Here is a 16,451-nt window from a genome sequence, read left to right on the forward strand (position 1 = left end):
CTAGCTCTGCACTCACCGGATCACAGCCGCCACTCGCGTCGCGATCCGATGCTCGGCCCGAGTTCCCTCGCGGCTCAGCCCGAGTCCTCTCGTGCGAGAAGACTTTTCGGCCTTTTGCGTCGCACCGACTGCTGTTCGGGTTTCAATGGAGCAACCCCATCGCGAACCGGAGGTTGCTGAAATGACTGATGGCGCAAGGAAATTGCTCGCCATGATCCAGGCGGAACTGGCGCCGCGGGACGCGGACAATCGACTCATACCGCTGATCACCACGGGTAAGGCGGCGCGGGCGGTGTTCGCCGCGATCGCCACCGAGGAGTGGCGGATCACCAGCAGCGACTGGCGCAGCTTCCACGCGCTGGCGGCCCGGGCGGACCACCCGCATTCCCGCACCTTCTTCGGCATGCTCGCGCCGGGCGAACAGCAGGCGCAGGAGATGTTGCACGCACTGGTGGTGGCGGCCGGACGGGACCCGGGCACCGAACTGCCGCGCGCGGGCTGCCAAGCGTATGCCGCCTACATGGCCTGGCTGGCGCTGAACGGCGAACCGGCCGCGGTCGCCGCGGGCATCTTCGCGAATCTCGCCACCTTCGGCCGCTACTGCCGCGACGTCGCCGCGGCCATGCGCGAGCACTACGGCTTCGACGACGCCGCCTGCGCGTTCTTCGACCACTTCGCCGCGGACGCCCCGGAGGTCGAACAGCAAGCGCTGCGCGCCATCCAAGCCGGCATCGACTCCGCACGCCTCAACACCGACGAGGCACACCTCTACGCCCGCCTCTTCCAAAGCTACGAACTCATGTTCTGGAACACCCTCGCCGACGAGTTCGCCGAAGAACAAGATCAAGGGGAAGTGGTGTAGGTATCGCGCGAGAGGCGCCGGGCTCAGTTCCCCATGATCTTGGTCGATTTCCCGCGCTATCGCCGTCATTGATTGGTCATATTCTGCGGGCGGCTCGGCAGTACGCTCGAGTTCATGGCCAATCTGCGAGTGCGGGTCGCGGCTGGGATCGTCTCGGCAGCGGTGGCGCTCGGCGTCGCGGAGCTGCTCGCGGCGTTCTTCGGCGCCGACAGCGCACCCCTCAATGCCCTCGGCGCGACCGTGGTCGACCACACGCCCGACGGCATTCGCGAATGGGCCATCAGCACTTTCGGCACCAGTGACAAGGCGGTGCTGTACGCCTGCATGGCGGTGGTCGCGGTGGTCGTCGCCGCGATTGCGGGTGCGGTCGAACGCACTTCGCGGGCAGCGGGTTCGGCGATCCTGGCCGTCTTCGGTGTGGTCGCGGTCTTCGCGGCGGTCGCACGGACCAGTGCGTCCGGTGCGCTGCCGACCATAGTCGGTGTGGGCGTGGGTATCTACGCACTGCGGTTTCTGACCCGGCGGATCGACGCCGCGCAGGAGGAGTTCGACAGCGACACGAGGAGTGGAAGTCGGCGCGCCGATAGCGAATCCGCCGGCGGAGCCGGTGCACCGGCGAGCAGCTCTGCGGACGGCGCAACCACCACCGATACGAGTGCGGCAACGTCAGATCCCGCCGGCGCGAGTGCGACAACCGCTGATCCCGTCGGTGCGAGCCGGGCGGCCGCGACTCCGGAGCGACGGCAGGTACTGCAAGGCCTGCTGGTGGTAGGCGGTCTGGCGGTGGTCACCGGCGTCGGCGGACGGTTGTTCGGGGTGCGGCGCAGCGATGTGTCGGGCGAGCGAGCGGCGGTCGAGTTACCGCAGCCGACTGCGCCGGAGGTGCCGATCGCGCCGGGCGCCGACCTGCGGGTCCCCGGCCTCACGCCTTACCTCACCGCCAACTCGGACTTCTACCGCATCGACACCGCGCTCATCGTGCCGCAGGTCTCCAAGGACGACTGGTCGCTGCGCATCCACGGCATGGTGGACCGGGAAATCCGGCTCACCTGGGCAGATTTGGCGAATCGACCGGCCGTCGAGCGGCTGGTCACGCTGGCGTGCGTGTCGAATCCGGTCGGCGGCGACCTGATCGGCAACGCCCGCTGGCTCGGCTACCGGCTCGATGAACTGCTCGCCGAAGCCGGTCCGCACCCCGACGCGGACATGGTGCTCTCGCACAGCACCGACGGCTGGACCGCGGGCACTCCGCTGTCGGTGCTCACCGACGGCCGCGACGCCCTGCTCGCCGTCGGCATGAACGGCGAACCACTGCCCGTGGTGCACGGCTATCCCGCCCGGCTGGTGGTCCCCGGACTCTTCGGCTATGTCTCCGCGACGAAGTGGGTGACCGAACTGGAGGTCACCCGTTTCGATCGCGCCACCGCCTATTGGACTCGTCGCGGGTGGTCTGCCTTGGGCCCGGTCAAGACCGGCACCCGCATCGACACCCCGCGTCCCCGCGGCCGAATCAAGCAGGGCCGCACCGTCGTCGCGGGCGTCGCCTGGGCGCAACATCGCGGCGTCCGCACCGTGGAAGTGCAGATCGACAACGGCCCATGGCAGCCCGCCCGGCTGGCCGAAGAACACTCCATCGACACCTGGCGGCAATGGACCTTCGACTGGGACGCCGCCCCGGGTCCGCACACCCTGCGCGCCCGCACCACCGACGGCACCGGCGAGCTGCAAACCGCCGAACGCCGCGACGTGGTCCCCGACGGCGCCACCGGCTACCCCTCGGTCACCTTCCAGGTCAACTGAACCACGGCGAACTGTCCGCGCTGTTCACTGGCCGGAATCGCCGGAGAATCCGTCTCTGGCCTCGATGCTGTCGAAGAAACCGGTATCGACCATGTCTTTCACCGCTAGTTCGATGTTCGAGGTGGTGACCTTTTTGAGAATTACCAGATTCGGTTCGGTGAAATAGAGACTGCCACCGGCGATCTCGTCTTCGATGGTTTGCCGCAATCGAGCCGGGTCATAGAAGGAGACCGGGAATACCGAGCCGTCGGCGAACGCGACTTCGACATCGAGCCACCCCTTGTCCGCGGTCTCCGCCTCCCGTCGGCCGTGATACCCGTCCGGGAAAACGACGCGATAGTTCTCTGCCATACCTGAACAACCCCCACCGGCTCCCACGCCGCGTTCGGCAACGACGTGCGGACAGCTTACGGTCCGCGAGCGGCACTGCGCCCACGAAACGAATGTCCGTGCGGCGCAGTGGCACCGAATTGTCAGCCGGTCAGCGACTCCGCTTTGGCAGGCGCATCCTTCGCGTCGGCCACCGGAGCTTTGCCGTGCCGAATGAACAGGGCCGAGGCGATAACGCCGATCAGCAGGATGCCCGCCGGTAGCAGCATTGATTGGCCCAGTGCGGTACTGAACGATTCCTTGACGAATTCGGGGATGGGGCCTTGGCCGGCACCACCTTCGGCTACTTTGCCGCCACCCAGTCCGTTGGCCGACATCCGGGCGGCGATCAAGGCGCTGATCGCCGCGCTTCCGAGCACCGAACCCACCTGGCGGGTGGTGTTGTAGACGCCCGCACCCGCACCGGCCTGCTGCACCGGCAGGTTGTGCGTGGCGGTGGTCGCGAGCGGACCCCAGATGCACGAGTTCGCGAAACCGGCCAGCGCGGCGGACACCAGGAACCAGATGACGGGCGCATCCGGCGTCATCAGCGCCGAGAACCAGAACACCGACACCGCGAACAACGCGAACCCGGCGGTCGGCAGGATCCGCGGGTGCAGGCGGTTGGCGAACCGGCCTACGAACGGCGCGAACACCAGGGTGACGATCGCCATCGGCGCGAACACCAGGGCCGACTCGGTCGGCGACATCTCGCGCACCGCCTGCAGATAGAAGTAGGACGGCACACTGAACGCGGTGACGGTGGCGCCCATCGCGGCGATGGCGGTGTTGGACAGCGCGAAGTTGCGTTCCTTGAACAACTTCAGTGGCAGCAGCGGCTCGCCGGTATTACGCGCCTGGTTCACCGCGAAGGCGGCGAGCACGAGTACGCCGGCACCGATCACCAGCCAGATCCGCAGTGACCAGTCGTTGCTGTTGCCCTCCTGGATGCCGAACACCAGCAGGAACATGCCGACGGCGCTGAGCAGCACGCCGGGGATGTCGAACTTGTGCCGGTTGGTCGGCAGCGCGGGCACCAGCCAGGCGGCCAGCGCGAAGGCGACGATGCCGATCGGCACGTTGACGAAGAAGATCCACTTCCAGCCGAGGCCGTCGACCAGCACCCCGCCGAGGATCGGCCCGACCAGTGTCGCGAGCCCGGCCACGCCGCCCCACAGGCCCATGGCCGCGCCGCGCTTGTCCGGCGGGAAGGTACGGGTGATCACCGCCATGGTCTGCGGCGTCATCAGCGCGGCACCGATGCCCTGGGCGGCCCGCGCGGCGATCAGCATGCCGATGGTGCCGGACAGGCCGCACCACAGCGACGCCGCGGTGAACACGGTCAGGCCGATCAGGTAGATGTTCTTGGGGCCGAAGCGATCACCGAGCCTGCCGGTGACCAGCAGCGGCACCGCGTAGGTCAGCAGGTACGCGCTGGTCACCCAGATCACCTTGGAGATGTCGGCGTGCAGATCCTCCATGATGGCCGGGTTGGCGACCGCGACAATCGTCATGTCGAGCAGGATCATGAAGAAGCCGACAACCAGCGCGGTGAGCGCCAGCCACGGATTGCGTTGAGTGGTCATGGATTCGACAGTTCCTATCTCGGAGGTTCCCGCTGACGGGCGAACGAAGTCGGTGCGCCGCGGCATCAAGGCGGTGCCCCCGCGCCGCGGCGGATCTTGGTCACCGGCGGCACCCCGGTGAGGTCATCACTGGTCCAGCCTTTGTGGTGCTTGACGGGCCGATCGCCGGTGGCCGTGTCGAAGTCCTCCCATTCGAGCGCCCCACTGGCCAATTCGACGAGGAAGCTCTCGAGCCAGGCGATCTCGGCGCCGAGCATGGCGTGCAGGTACGGCAGCGCGATGACGTAGCGGCGCGGCACCCCGCGCTCGCCCGCCCAGCCGATCATCAGCTCGACCTCGGCCAGTTCGGTTTTCAGGTGCTCGGCCCGCTCCCGCAGGATCGCGAGCACCTCGTCCTTGGGCAGGTTGTGTGATTCGCCGAGCGCGATCGGGAACACCGGATACTCCGGGACGGGACAGCGCAGGATCTCGGCGATCCGGCTGCGCAGCGCCGCGCGGCCTTGCTCGGTGATGCGGTAGGTGGTGCGTTCGGGCCGGTTGCCCTCCCGGTCCACCCCTTCGGCCTGCACCAAACCGTGCTCGGCCAGCCGGGTCACCGTGTGATACAGCGAGCCGGGCCGCACCTTGACCAGTACATCTTCCCGGCGCGCGATGAGCAGTTGATACATCTCGTACGGGTGCATGGGCTGCTCCTCGAGCAGCGCGAGCACAGCGATCGCCAGTGGCGTCACTGCCGGACGCGCTTGCTGCGCCATTTCCATCACCTTCCGCAGATCGCTCGCGCGTGGTCAGCGCCCGAGCCGGAGTCATCGGCCCGCGAGGCGAACGTAGCCCCGGCTTCCGACATACTCCACACTAAATACTCCACGTGGAATATACGGTGCGGAACAATGCGATCGCAAGACCTGGTCATCAGGCTCAGAAGTGATCGCGGGCACAGCAAACCGGCCCCCGACATCAGTCGGAGGCCGGGCTGAACTGGACTGTTCGGCGGCTCAGCCGGTGGTTCGCACGCTGAGGTCAGGGGCAACCGGCAGGACAGTGGCGCGACGAAGCCGCCCGGTGCCCGGCGTGCTCGCCCACACGGCCACGGCGAGCAACCCGTCGAGGACCATGGCCAGCACCGCGACCAGCAGCGCGCCGACGAGAACCCGGTCGTACCGGTAGAGGCTGATGCCGTCGAAGATGTAGCGGCCGAGCCCGCCGAGGTTGACGTAGGCCGCGATGGTCGCGGTGGCCACGACCTGCAGGGTGGCGCCGCGCAGACCGGTGAGCAGGATCGGCATGGCGTTGGGCACCTCGACCCGGAACAGGATCTGGGTCTCGGTCATGCCCATGGCGCGCGAGGCGTCGACGACATCGGCGGGCACATTGGCGATTCCGGCGTAGGCCCCGGCCAGCAGCGGCGGAATGCCCACCGTCACCAGGGCGAGCAGCGGCGGGATCAAACCGAGGCCGAGGCCGAGCACCAGAAAGGTGAGCAGGCCGAGCGTCGGCAGCGCCCGCATGGCGTTCGCGAAGCCGACGAGCACGGCCGCACCACGTTTGCTGTGCCCGATCACCAGGCCGAGCGGCAGCGCGACCGCGGCGGACGCGACGATGGTGAGGAAGCTGTACCAAAGATGTTCGGCGACACGGTGTTCGATGCCCGCGGGGCCGTTCCAGTTCGCGCCGTCGGTGAGATAGTGCCAAGCATCGATGAAAAGGTTCATGCCGCAACGCCTTTCGCCTGCGCCGAGCGCGCGTCGGCCCGCACCCATGGCGTGGCCCAGCGGCCGAGCGCGTAGACGAGGCGGTCGAAGATCAGGGCCAGCGCCAAGATCACGATGATGCCGGCGACGATCTCGTCCGGATAGTCACGCTGGTAACCCTGGGTGAACAGTTTGCCGACGCCGCCGACCCCGATCAGCGCGCCGACCGACACCATGGCGATATTGGTGACCACCACCACCCGCAGGCTGGACACGAAAACCGGGATGGCCAGCGGCATGTCGACGGTCAGCGTGCGCCGCAGCGAGCTGAACCCGACCGCGTCGGCGGCGTCGATCACCTCGGCGGACACCGAATCCAGCGCGGCGGGCACGGCGATCACCAGCAGCGCGGTCGAGTACACGGTCAGCGCGATGATCACGTTCAACGGGTCGATCGTCGAAATCCCGACCAACGGTGGGATGATCACGAACAGCGCGAGCGACGGAATGGTGTACGCCAGGCTCGCCACGGTCACCGTCATCCGGCGCAGCCAAGAGACCCGGCGCACCAGCGCACCCACCGGCACCGCGATCACCAGGCCGAGCACCAGCGGCACCAGCGCCAGGTAGAGATGGGTTCTGGTGAACCCCATGATCTCGGCGAAGTTGTCGATCAGGTACCTCACGTCGAGCCCCCGCCGCTCACTTCCTGTTCGAAGAAGTGCCTGTTGCGCTCGGCGTCTTCGACAGCGCGCTGATCGGCGAGCCGTTGCAGGATCTCGGTGGCCAGCACACCGCCCCGCACGGCACCCGAATCATCCACCGCGACACCGACTCCGGACGGCGAGGAGATCGCGGCGTCCAACGCCTGCCGCAGATCACCGGTCGGGGTGAACAGCGAGCCACCCGCGGACGTGCTCGCCGCCAGCGAACGTCCGCCACGCACCGCCTCCACCCCGGTGACGTCGATCCAGCCGACCGGCTTACCTTCGGCGTCCACGATCAATACCCAGTCGCCGCGGTCCAGCCGCAGCGACGGCACCTCCGCCGAGGTCGCGGTCCGAATCTCGTGCAGCGGAACATCTTTCGCCGAACGGAAGGAGAGCCCACGATAGCCGCGGTCGCGTCCGACGAAATCGGCAACGAAATCGGTGGCCGGCTGGGCCAATACATGATCCGGCGGATCGTACTGCTGCAACACCCCGCCGCGGCCGAACACCGCGAGGCGATCACCGAGGGTGATCGCCTCGTCGATGTCGTGCGTGACGAATACGATGGTCTTCTGCAATTCGGCCTGCAGCCTTTGCATCTCGGTCTGCAACTCGGCCCGCACCACCGGATCGACCGCGCTGAACGGCTCGTCCATCAGCAGCACCGGCGGGTCCGCGGCCAGCGCCCTGGCCACCCCGACGCGCTGCTGCTGACCGCCGGACAGCTGCGCCGGATATCGGCCGGCCAGCGACCGATCCAGGCCGACCCGGTCGAGCACCTCCAGCGCCGCCGCGCGGGCGGCCTTGCGCGAATCACCGCGCAGCACCGGCACGGTCGCCACATTGTCGACGACCGTGCGGTGCGGCAGCAGTCCACCGCTCTGGATCACGTAACCGATACCGAGCCGCAGCTTTACCGGGTCGACCGTCGAAATGTCTTGTCCGGCAATGGTGATGCTGCCGGAACTGGGCGTGATCATCCGGTTGATCATCCGCATCGAGGTGGTCTTGCCGCAGCCGGACGGGCCGACGAACACGGTGAACGACCCGGAGTCGATGCGCAGATCGAGGTCGGTGACGGCGTGCGTGCCGTCCGGATAGGTCTTGCTGATACCGCGGAATTCGATATCGGACAACGCTTTTCTCCTACCCGGTGGGGGTCTTCAGCCCCTGCGCGGCCACCCACGCCGCAGCCGCGGCCTTGGGCTCGGTCTTGCTGCTACCGGAGACGGCCTCGTTCAGTTTGATCAGTTCCGCGGTGGTCAGCTTCGCCGAGGCCGCGTTGAGGGCGGCCAGCGCCTTGTCCGACTTCTTGGCCGCGTTGAACAGCGGGACCACGTTCTGCGCGGCGAAGTTGTGCTTCGGATCCGCAAGCACCACAAGGTTGTTCTGCGTGATGGCGGGCGAGGTGGTGAAGATATCGGCCGCGGTCACCTGACCCTCGACCAGCGCGCGCACGGTGGCGGGCCCGCCACCGTCGGCGATCGGCACGAAGTTGTTCGGGGCGATGTCGAGGTTGTAGTTCTTCTTCAGGCCGGGCAGGCCGCCCGGACGCTCCTGGAATTCCGCGGGCGCACCGAATTTCACCTCGGCGGAGTGGGCGGCCAGGTCGGCGATGGACTGCAGGTTCCAGCGTTCGGCGGTGGCCTTGGTGACCACCACCGCGTCGGAATCCTCACCGGGGGCTGGGGTTCCGATGGCCAGCTCCGAACCGAGCGCCTTGGCGAGCGCGCCGTCGACGTCGGCGGCGCTGGTCGCCGTCGCGTTCTTGTCCAGGTATTGCAGCAGGTTGCCGGTGTACTCGGGGATCACCGAGATCGCGCACTGACGCACCGCCGGGACGTAGGCTTCCCGGCTGCCGATGTTCAGCTTGGTCTCGACCTTGAATCCGTTGACTCGCAAGACCTCCGCGTAGATCTCCGCGACGGTCTCGGACTCCGGGAAGTTCGCCGAGCCGACGATGAGGCCGTCGCCTTCGCAGTCGCCCTTGCTCGCGAGCGGGTCGGAGTTGCCGCAGGCGGACAGGATCATGGCGGCGGCCAACGCCGTCGCGGCGACGATGCATCGGACGGCGCGCATGGTGAGCCGCAGCGCCGACCGACCGTGCCGCGCGGCATCGGGGGTGATCGAGGTTTTCACTGGAGTCCTTCCGGCATGACGGGCAGTGCGAGGTCCCGGGGCAGCACAGCCACCGGTACATTCTGGGTGTCCATACTGCCCGCTTCAGGGTCTTCCTGTTAGCTCTGTCGGTCTCTCGGAGAGTTGGTGTCGCCGGATGGTGTTGCCCGCGTCGCTGCGGATGCTGGCTCGATTACTGGTCGTCGCGACCGCCGCACTGGCCGTATCCTGCGGGAACGGTGAGCAGGGCGCGCGGATCACGGTCGGCGCCGGTGACTCGATCGAGTCGGGGCTGCTCGCCGAAATATATGCGGGCGCACTGGCTCGGGCCGGCGCGCGCACGTCGGTCGAGGCGCGGCTGGGCGGGCGCGCCGACTATCTGGCGGCACTCGACGCGGGGCGGGTCGACCTGGTCGGTGAGCACAACGGTGCGCTGCTGGCCTTCCTCGACACCACCGCCCCCGACCGCACGCCCGACCAGGTGCGTAAGGCGCTGAGCAAGTCGCTGCCCGAGGGATTGGTGGTCACCGATGCCGCCGACGGCACCGATCTTCGGCCGCGCGTCATCCTTACCAGCGAGGCGGCGGCGCGCGACAACGTGCGCACCGTCGGTGATCTCGTGCCACGCTGCGGCACGCTCACCATCGGCGTTGCGCCCGTCCCGGACTTGATCGCCCTACCATCCGCGCTCGAACAGGTGGCGGACTGCGCCACGACCGTGCGGTTCCCCGACGCGGCGGCGCTGCGAAAGGCGCTGCTGGACGGACAGGTTCAAGCCGGGCTGCTGACCGGGCCGCCCGCCGTCGTACCCGGGTCGACCGACGGGCTGACGATCCTGTCCGACGCCGACTACGCCCTGCGCGCGGAGAACGTGCTGCCGCTGTTCCGCAAGGGTGTGCTCGACGAGCTGCAGATCAAGAAGCTCAATTATGTTGCGGGCGAACTCACCACCGACGATCTCGCGGCGATGATCCGCGGCGTCCGGGACGAGGGCGCGAAGCCCGCGGAGCTGGCGCGCAGGTGGCTCGATGACCACTCGCTGTAAACACCGCACGTTCGGCACCGGACATCGCTAACGTCTGACCAGTGAGTATCAGGTTCATCGGCGGCTATGTGGCGCTCGTGGCGATTCTGCTGTTCGTATGGGCGACCAATACGGACCGCAATCCCGTGTTCGCGGCATCCCTGATTTTCGCGCTGTGCGCGATGATCGCCATGAACGTCTGGATCCACCTGTCCGATCGTCGGCAACGCAATACACGAAAGGCGCCCCGCCCCGATCGGGACAAGGCGCCTTCCAGCGAGTGATTGTCAGGCAACACCTTCGGCACGCGCGGCGGCCGCGACGGCCTCGGCGACCGCAGGGGCGACCCGCGGGTCCAGCGGGCTCGGCACGATCTTCTCCGGGCCGAGCTCGGCGGCGACGACGCTGAGGATGGCGTCGGCGGCGGCGATCTTCATGCCCTCGGTGATCCGGCGGGCACCCGCGTCGAGCGCGCCCTTGAACACGCCGGGGAACGCGAGCACATTATTGATCTGGTTCGGGAAGTCGCTACGGCCGGTGGCCACGATCGCGGCGTACTTGCGCGCGACCTCGGGGTGGATCTCCGGGTCCGGGTTGGACATGGCGAACACGATCGACTCCGGCGCCATCGAGGCGATGAGCTCCTCGGCGATCAGGCCCGCGGACAGACCGAGGAAGACATCGGCGCCGGTGAGGGCCTCGGCCGCGCCGCCGGACAGCCCGCGCGGGTTGGTCCGGGTGGCCAGCTCGGCCTTCACCGCGTTGAGGTCGGTGCGCTCCCGGGTGATGACGCCCTTCGAGTCGAGCACGGTGACGTCCCGAACACCCGCGGCCAGCAGGATATTCGTGCACGCGACACCGGCGGCGCCCGCACCGGACACCACCACCTTCATGTCGTCGATGGCGCGACCCTGCACCTTGGCCGCGCCGTTGAGGGCGGCCAGCACCACGATGGCGGTGCCGTGCTGGTCGTCGTGCATGACCGGGCAGTCGAGCGCCTCGATGAGTCGCTTCTCCACCTCGAAGCAGCGCGGCGCCGAGATGTCCTCCAGGTTCACCGCGCCGAAGCTGGGGCGCAGCCGGATCACCGTCTCGACGATCTCGTCGACGTCCTTGGTGTCCAGCACAATCGGGATCGAGTTGAGATCGGCGAACTTCTTGAACAGCGCCGCCTTGCCCTCCATCACCGGAAGCGAGGCGCGCGGGCCGATGTCGCCGAGACCGAGCACCGCGGTGCCGTCGCTGACCACCACGACGAGCCGGTCGGTCCAGGTGTAGCGCTTGGCGAGCTCGGCGTCCTGCGCGATCGCCCGGCTCACCTGAGCGACGCCCGGGGTGTAGGCGATCGACAGGTCGCGCTGGGTTTCCAGCGGCGAGCTGAGTTCTACCGAGAGCTTGCCTCCGAGATGTCCCGCGAAAATCTCGTCGTGGGTGATTTCGGAAAGACTTGCAGTGGCATTCGGTGCGTCAGTCACAGGTGACACGATTTCACTCCTGCTCGGGCCGGACAAACCGGGGGACGGTTACCGCCGGGTATATAGGTATTAGTGTCTACAGTCGCTCCACAGGCTCCGCTCCTGTGGATTCTTTATGCTCATCGAGTGCGCAGACCGGTACGTTTCGCGTGTGACGGCGGGTCACAAAAACCCGTTGTCGATTTCGCTGACGTGGCGCGGCACTGATCCGCGGAGCGGGAGCCGGACGGGTGGGTCCGGACAGAACATGCGGCGTGATCCTCGGGTCGCGACGGTGCGTCGCGAGGCGGAGATCTCCGTAACTCCAGTACCCGGCGGTGGCTTAGGTAAAGGAATCCGACACATTCTGCCAGCACGGTCTGCGACTTGCCAAACCGGTCTGGTTCTCGCCGTGTCGCCTGCCCGCACCCAGCTTACTGCGACGGAATTACCGGACGGTAAGCGAAAACTCGCGTACCGCGCCGACCGGGCGGTGAGTTGTCACAACGCGATCGGGTCGGCCGGTGTGAGGTGCGCGGCGGTCGTCGCCGCTGGGTCGTCCGCAGGCAAAATCTCCGGCGCGTCGGGGATCGCCGCCGATCGCGCGCTCAGCACGCCGACCTCGCGGGCATGCGCGACCGCCGGTCCGCGCGCATCGAGCACCAGCGCCTCGCGACGCCCCGACGGACCGCGGGCGTCGAGCACGAGCGTCTCCCGCCGAGGGGCCGGTCCGCGGGCGTCGAACACCAGGGTCTCCCGCCGGATGGACGGGTCGTGCGCGTCGAGCGCGAGCGCCTCGCGCCTGCCCCGCGCGACCGGCTCGCGGGCGGGCGGCACAGCAATCTCCTTGGCACCGACCACGCCCGCGTCCAATGCCGCGATCTCGCGGGCGTCCGGGCGCACCCACACGTTGTCCAGGCCCCCTGACATCAACCGCACCCGCCAATCCGCCTCGGCCCCGGGGTGATCGGTGCGCCGATGCATGCCGCGGCTCTCGGTCCGCGCCAGCGCGCTGTACTTGGTCCATCGCGCCACGGCCAGCAACGCGGCCGCCTGCCTGGCCCGCAACCGATCCAATCCGGTGCCGCCCAGGTCGAATTCGGCGCCGGGCCACATCGAGTCGAGTTCGCCGATGCTGTCGACCAGGCTGCCCGCGCTGCGCCAGTAGCTGCGCCGCAGCGGCAGCGTGTGCTCCTGCACGAGCCCGACCACCGCGCGCGGATCGATCCGGGACACCTCGCTGAGCCCCGCCCCCGGCACCTCGCGCACCGGACTGCGCAGGTCGGCCGCGCGCGCGTACCTGGCCGCACCGGCACCGGCCCACACCCCGGAGGCGATGGCCCAGGCACCGCCCTGACCACCGAAGCCGCTGACCGCGCCGGTGATCAGCTCCCTGGTGGTCACGTCACCCGCGCCGAACAACCCGCCGATCGTGGTCGCACAGTCGTGGTTCGCGACCCGCAATCCGCCCGTGCCGCGCACCGTGCCCTCGAGCACCGCGCGCAGCGGTACCCGGCCGGTGTGGTCGACCAGGCCCTGCTCGGTCAGCCGGCCGCGCATCGCGACGGGCACGTCGTCGAGTGCCGCGAACACCCGATGGCCGTCGGCGATGGCAACGAAGGCGGCGGCGCGGTGGCCTTCGAGGACGGCCCCTGACTCGTCGTACAGGGTGGCGAAATGCAGCCCGAGCTCGGACGCGGACTTCGGCCGGCGAGCCGAGGGCTGCGCATGCAGCACGGGCGTCAGGCCGTACGCACTGGAGAACTCCATGCCAGAGAGTTCGGCGCCGGCTTCCGCGGCGAACAGCAGGCCGTCGCCGGTGTCCACATCCGTGCCCGCGCCGCCGGAGAGGAAGGCACAACCGCCGGTGGCCACCACCACGGCGCCCGCACGGACGGTCCACGCCTGGCAGTGGTTGTGCAGCTGCACCCCGGTGGCCCCGGCGACGCCGCCGTCGCGATCGACGAGCAGTTGCAGGGCCGGATGATGGTCGAGGACGCGCACCCCCGCGTCGAGCGCGCTGCGCCGCATCCGGCGCAGATAACTCGCGCCGTCCAGATACACCCGCAGCGAAGAGCCGGGTCCCGCGCCTGGGAATCGATAACCCCAGCGGGCCAGCTGCTCGACCCGCAGGTGCGTCTCCTCCAGTACGCGGTGCATCCATTCCGGATCGCCGAGTCCGCCGCCGTGTGTGTACCCACGGCGCACCGCCTCGTCCCTCGCCGGGCCGGGGGGAATGTTCCACAACGAGGTGGTGCCGTGCGCGGTCGGCCCGCTGGTGCCGCATCTGGCCTTGTCGGCGAGCACCACTCGGGCGCCGGTGGCGGCGGCGGAGACGGCGGCCCAGGTTCCGGCAGGGCCTCCGCCCAGAACCAGTACGTCCGTCTCGAGTTCGGTCACAATGAGAAATGTTCGGCCACAATTCACGTTGCCGCAACCATTAGCGGAATATTTAGCGGTGGCGTTTCGGATTCGATGTCAGCCGAATGTCATAACGCCGCCCTAGATCAACTCCACCACTGCGTCCACAGCAATAATCCAGCGAAGATAAAAACAACCGCAGATCCGGAAAAGGCGGCGAAACCCCGACGCTTGTCCGAATAAATCTGCGCCGCAACGGCAATCACGGCCACCACCACATGCCACGCCACCGACTCGGCGCCCGGACCCGGGAAGTCCCGGCGCCCCGCCATGACCGCGGTACCGACGATGACCAGCATCAGCGCGACGGTGCCCGCGGCGACGATCCCGCTGAGGCCACGCAGCAGCCTCACGAAGCGATCACCGGCACACCGGTCGCCTTACCCACCAGCACCTCGTATTGCGCTGGGTCGGTGGTGAACTCGCCGAGGCGGATGGTCTTGTTGGTGCCGTGGTAGTCCGACGACCCGGTGGTGAGCAGGCCGAGCTCGGCGGCCAGACCGGCCAGCACCGCGCGGTCCTGCGCCGAATGGTCCGGATGGTCGAGTTCCAAGCCGCCCAGTCCGAGCGTGGCCAGCTCCCTGATGTCGTCCAAGGCGAGCAACCGGCCGCGCTTACGGGCCCGCGCGTGGGCGATCACGCTGACCCCGCCCGCGGTGGCGATCATCTCCACCGCGCGCCGCAGCGGCGTGTCGGCTTTCTCCACGTAATACGGGCCGTGCGGCGCGAGCAATTCGTCGAAGGCGGCGTCGACACTGGGCACCACACCCGCCGCCACCAGTGCCCTGGCCAAGTGCGGCCGGCCCGCGGACGCCCCGGCCGAGCCGAGCACCGCGTCCGGATCGATCGGTAACCCGTCGGCCACCATGCGCTCGGCCATCGCGCGCACCCGCTCGATCCGCTCGCCACGCAACCGCTCCCGCTCGTCGGCGAAACTGCGGTCGGCCGGGTCGAACAGATAAGCCAGCAGATGCACCGGCACCGGCCAGCCGTCCTCGCCGAGGCCGGTGCAGGACATCTCCATGCCGCGGACCAGCGTCAACCCCTGCGGCAGCGCGTCGACCGCCTCGGTCCAGCCCGACGTGGTGTCGTGGTCGGTGATCGCGAGCACGTCCAAGCCCGCGGCGGCCGCGTTGCGAACCAGTTCCGCCGGGGTGTCGGTGCCGTCGGACGCGGTCGAGTGGGTATGCAGATCAATGCGCACGCCCTCAGTCTTACAGTGCTCGATCGGCGGCACTCGCGGGTCCCTGCGTGGTCACGCTTCGCTACCGCCTCCGGGCCCGACGCTCATGCCGCGGGCGTGCGCCCCGAACCGCACACACAGGCGACGTAGCATCGCCGTGTGCCATCGATACCGTCGTTCCGTGGTTCCGGCCGCGGACCACAGCAGCAGCTGCCGCGGATCCCCATCCCGACCGCGCGGGCCATTGTGGACTGTGGCGTCTACGTCGAGGGACAGCGACTGCCCGGCAGATTCACCCACCGCGAGGCGCTGGCCGAGGTGCGCAACCGGGGCGCAGGCTTCGTCTGGGTCGGCCTGCACGATCCGGACGAGCGCCAGATGGCCGATATCGCCGAGACGTTCGGGCTGCACGCGCTCGCCGCCGAAGACGCCGTGCACGCGCATCAGCGCCCGAAGCTGGAGCGCTACGACGACACGCTGGTTTTGGTTATGCGGACGGTCGCCTATGTCGAGCACGAAATGCACAGCGTCAGCGAGATCGTGGAGACCGGCGAGATCATGATCTTCGCCGCGCCGGACTTCGTGGTGAGCGTGCGCCACGGCGAGCACTCCGAACTGGCCTCGCTGCGCAAGGAATTGGAGGCCGATCCGGCCCAGCTGATGCTCGGCACCGGCGCGGTGCTGCACGCGATCGCCGATCACGTGGTGGATTCCTACATCGAGGTGACGCAGTCGATCGAACTCGATATCGACGCGATGGAGGAGGCGGTCTTCACGCCGCGCAATCGCATCACGATCGAGTCGATCTATCAGCTCAAGCGCGAAGTGGTGGAGTTACGCCGGGCCGTGAACCCGCTCGCGGTCCCGCTCCAGATACTCGGGCACAAGCCGGATGTGCCGCTGCCCAAGGAGATTCGGCGTTACATGCGTGACGTGGCCGATCACCACGCCGGGGTGGCCGAGCGGATCACCGATTTCGACGAGGCGCTCAGTGCGTTGATCAGTGCCGTGCTGGCCAAGGTCGGCGTGCAGCAGAACACCGACATGCGCACGATCTCGGCGTGGGTCGCGATCGCCGCGGTGCCGACGATGATCGCGGGTCTCTACGGCATGAACTTCACCCACATCCCGGGATCCGAAGATGTGTGGGGCTTTTGGCTGGTCGTCGTGGTCACCCTGGGCATCTGCATAGGGTTGTACGTCAACTTTCACCGCAACAACTGGCTGTAGCGC

The 16,451-nt window shown here is 68.2% G+C and carries 15 protein-coding genes and 1 pseudogene; 5 read left to right on the forward strand and 11 right to left on the reverse strand.

The genetic code is table 11. From position 1 onward, the window contains the following. Positions 1-181 precede the first annotated feature (181 nt). Together DBO33_RS36360 and DBO33_RS36365 are read left to right on the forward strand one after the other, a co-directional pair. Positions 182-862 carry a transcriptional regulator gene (locus DBO33_RS36360; protein WP_107659077.1) on the forward strand — a complete coding sequence of 227 codons (681 nt, stop codon included), beginning with the start codon at positions 182-184 and terminating at the stop codon, positions 860-862. Between the two features lie 114 nt (positions 863-976). Continuing rightward, positions 977-2,662, forward strand: coding sequence for a molybdopterin-dependent oxidoreductase (locus DBO33_RS36365; RefSeq protein WP_199856861.1), 1,686 nt, complete (start codon positions 977-979; stop codon positions 2,660-2,662). Positions 2,663-2,686: 24 nt separating this feature from the next. On the opposite strand, the gene DBO33_RS36370 is transcribed toward DBO33_RS36365, so the two are convergent. The 7 genes from DBO33_RS36370 to DBO33_RS36400 form a co-directional block, all read right to left on the reverse strand. After that, complete coding sequence (locus DBO33_RS36370; RefSeq protein ID WP_107659079.1) at positions 2,687-3,013, reverse strand: hypothetical protein; 327 nt, start codon at positions 3,011-3,013, stop codon at positions 2,687-2,689. 122 nt (positions 3,014-3,135) lie between these two features. Continuing rightward, positions 3,136-4,617, reverse strand: coding sequence for a DHA2 family efflux MFS transporter permease subunit (locus tag DBO33_RS36375; RefSeq protein WP_107659080.1), 1,482 nt, complete (start codon positions 4,615-4,617; stop codon positions 3,136-3,138). A gap of 65 nt (positions 4,618-4,682) precedes the next feature. Further along, positions 4,683-5,372, reverse strand: coding sequence for a PadR family transcriptional regulator (locus DBO33_RS36380; protein ID WP_107660898.1), 690 nt, complete (start codon positions 5,370-5,372; stop codon positions 4,683-4,685). 240 nt (positions 5,373-5,612) lie between these two features. Then, entirely contained in the window at positions 5,613-6,329 is a 717-nt protein-coding gene (locus DBO33_RS36385; RefSeq protein ID WP_107659081.1) for an ABC transporter permease, read from the reverse strand. Beyond that, positions 6,326-6,994: an ABC transporter permease gene (locus tag DBO33_RS36390; RefSeq protein ID WP_107659082.1), complete on the reverse strand. Its 669-nt coding sequence runs from the start codon at positions 6,992-6,994 to the stop codon at positions 6,326-6,328. Before DBO33_RS36390 ends, DBO33_RS36385 begins: the two co-directional genes overlap by 4 nt. Next, entirely contained in the window at positions 6,991-8,154 is a 1,164-nt protein-coding gene (locus DBO33_RS36395; protein ID WP_107659083.1) for an ABC transporter ATP-binding protein, read from the reverse strand. Before DBO33_RS36395 ends, DBO33_RS36390 begins: the two co-directional genes overlap by 4 nt. Positions 8,155-8,164: 10 nt before the next feature. Then, entirely contained in the window at positions 8,165-9,097 is a 933-nt protein-coding gene (locus DBO33_RS36400; protein WP_107660899.1) for an ABC transporter substrate-binding protein, read from the reverse strand. Between the two features lie 196 nt (positions 9,098-9,293). Between DBO33_RS36400 and DBO33_RS36405 the strand changes: the two genes are divergently transcribed. Both DBO33_RS36405 and DBO33_RS36410 read left to right on the forward strand, forming a co-directional pair. Then, positions 9,294-10,181 (forward strand): glycine betaine ABC transporter substrate-binding protein, encoded by an 888-nt coding sequence (locus DBO33_RS36405; protein WP_107659084.1) that lies wholly within the window; start codon positions 9,294-9,296, stop codon positions 10,179-10,181. A gap of 41 nt (positions 10,182-10,222) precedes the next feature. Next, positions 10,223-10,444: a hypothetical protein gene (locus DBO33_RS36410; protein ID WP_107659085.1), complete on the forward strand. Its 222-nt coding sequence runs from the start codon at positions 10,223-10,225 to the stop codon at positions 10,442-10,444. 3 nt (positions 10,445-10,447) lie between these two features. Here the strand turns inward: DBO33_RS36410 and DBO33_RS36415 are convergent, their stop codons facing one another. From DBO33_RS36415 to DBO33_RS36430, 4 genes and pseudogenes are all read right to left on the reverse strand, one after another. Next, positions 10,448-11,644 (reverse strand): NAD(P)-dependent malic enzyme, encoded by a 1,197-nt coding sequence (locus DBO33_RS36415; RefSeq protein WP_407670574.1) that lies wholly within the window; start codon positions 11,642-11,644, stop codon positions 10,448-10,450. Between the two features lie 861 nt (positions 11,645-12,505). Continuing rightward, positions 12,506-14,014: pseudogene (locus DBO33_RS36420) on the reverse strand (FAD-binding protein); the annotation flags it as partial. Between the two features lie 107 nt (positions 14,015-14,121). Then, positions 14,122-14,334, reverse strand: coding sequence for a hypothetical protein (locus tag DBO33_RS36425; protein WP_325050778.1), 213 nt, complete (start codon positions 14,332-14,334; stop codon positions 14,122-14,124). A 50-nt stretch (positions 14,335-14,384) separates the two neighbouring features. Further along, the gene (locus DBO33_RS36430; RefSeq protein WP_107659088.1) at positions 14,385-15,239 is read right to left on the reverse strand and encodes a PHP domain-containing protein; all 855 of its coding nucleotides are present in this window, start codon (positions 15,237-15,239) and stop codon (positions 14,385-14,387) included. 138 nt (positions 15,240-15,377) lie between these two features. Between DBO33_RS36430 and DBO33_RS36435 the strand changes: the two genes are divergently transcribed. Beyond that, complete coding sequence (locus DBO33_RS36435; protein ID WP_107659089.1) at positions 15,378-16,448, forward strand: magnesium and cobalt transport protein CorA; 1,071 nt, start codon at positions 15,378-15,380, stop codon at positions 16,446-16,448. Positions 16,449-16,451 lie beyond the last annotated feature (3 nt).

The sequence above is a fragment of the Nocardia suismassiliense genome (assembly GCF_900269665.1).
In the GTDB taxonomy this organism is placed as follows: domain Bacteria; phylum Actinomycetota; class Actinomycetes; order Mycobacteriales; family Mycobacteriaceae; genus Nocardia; species Nocardia suismassiliense.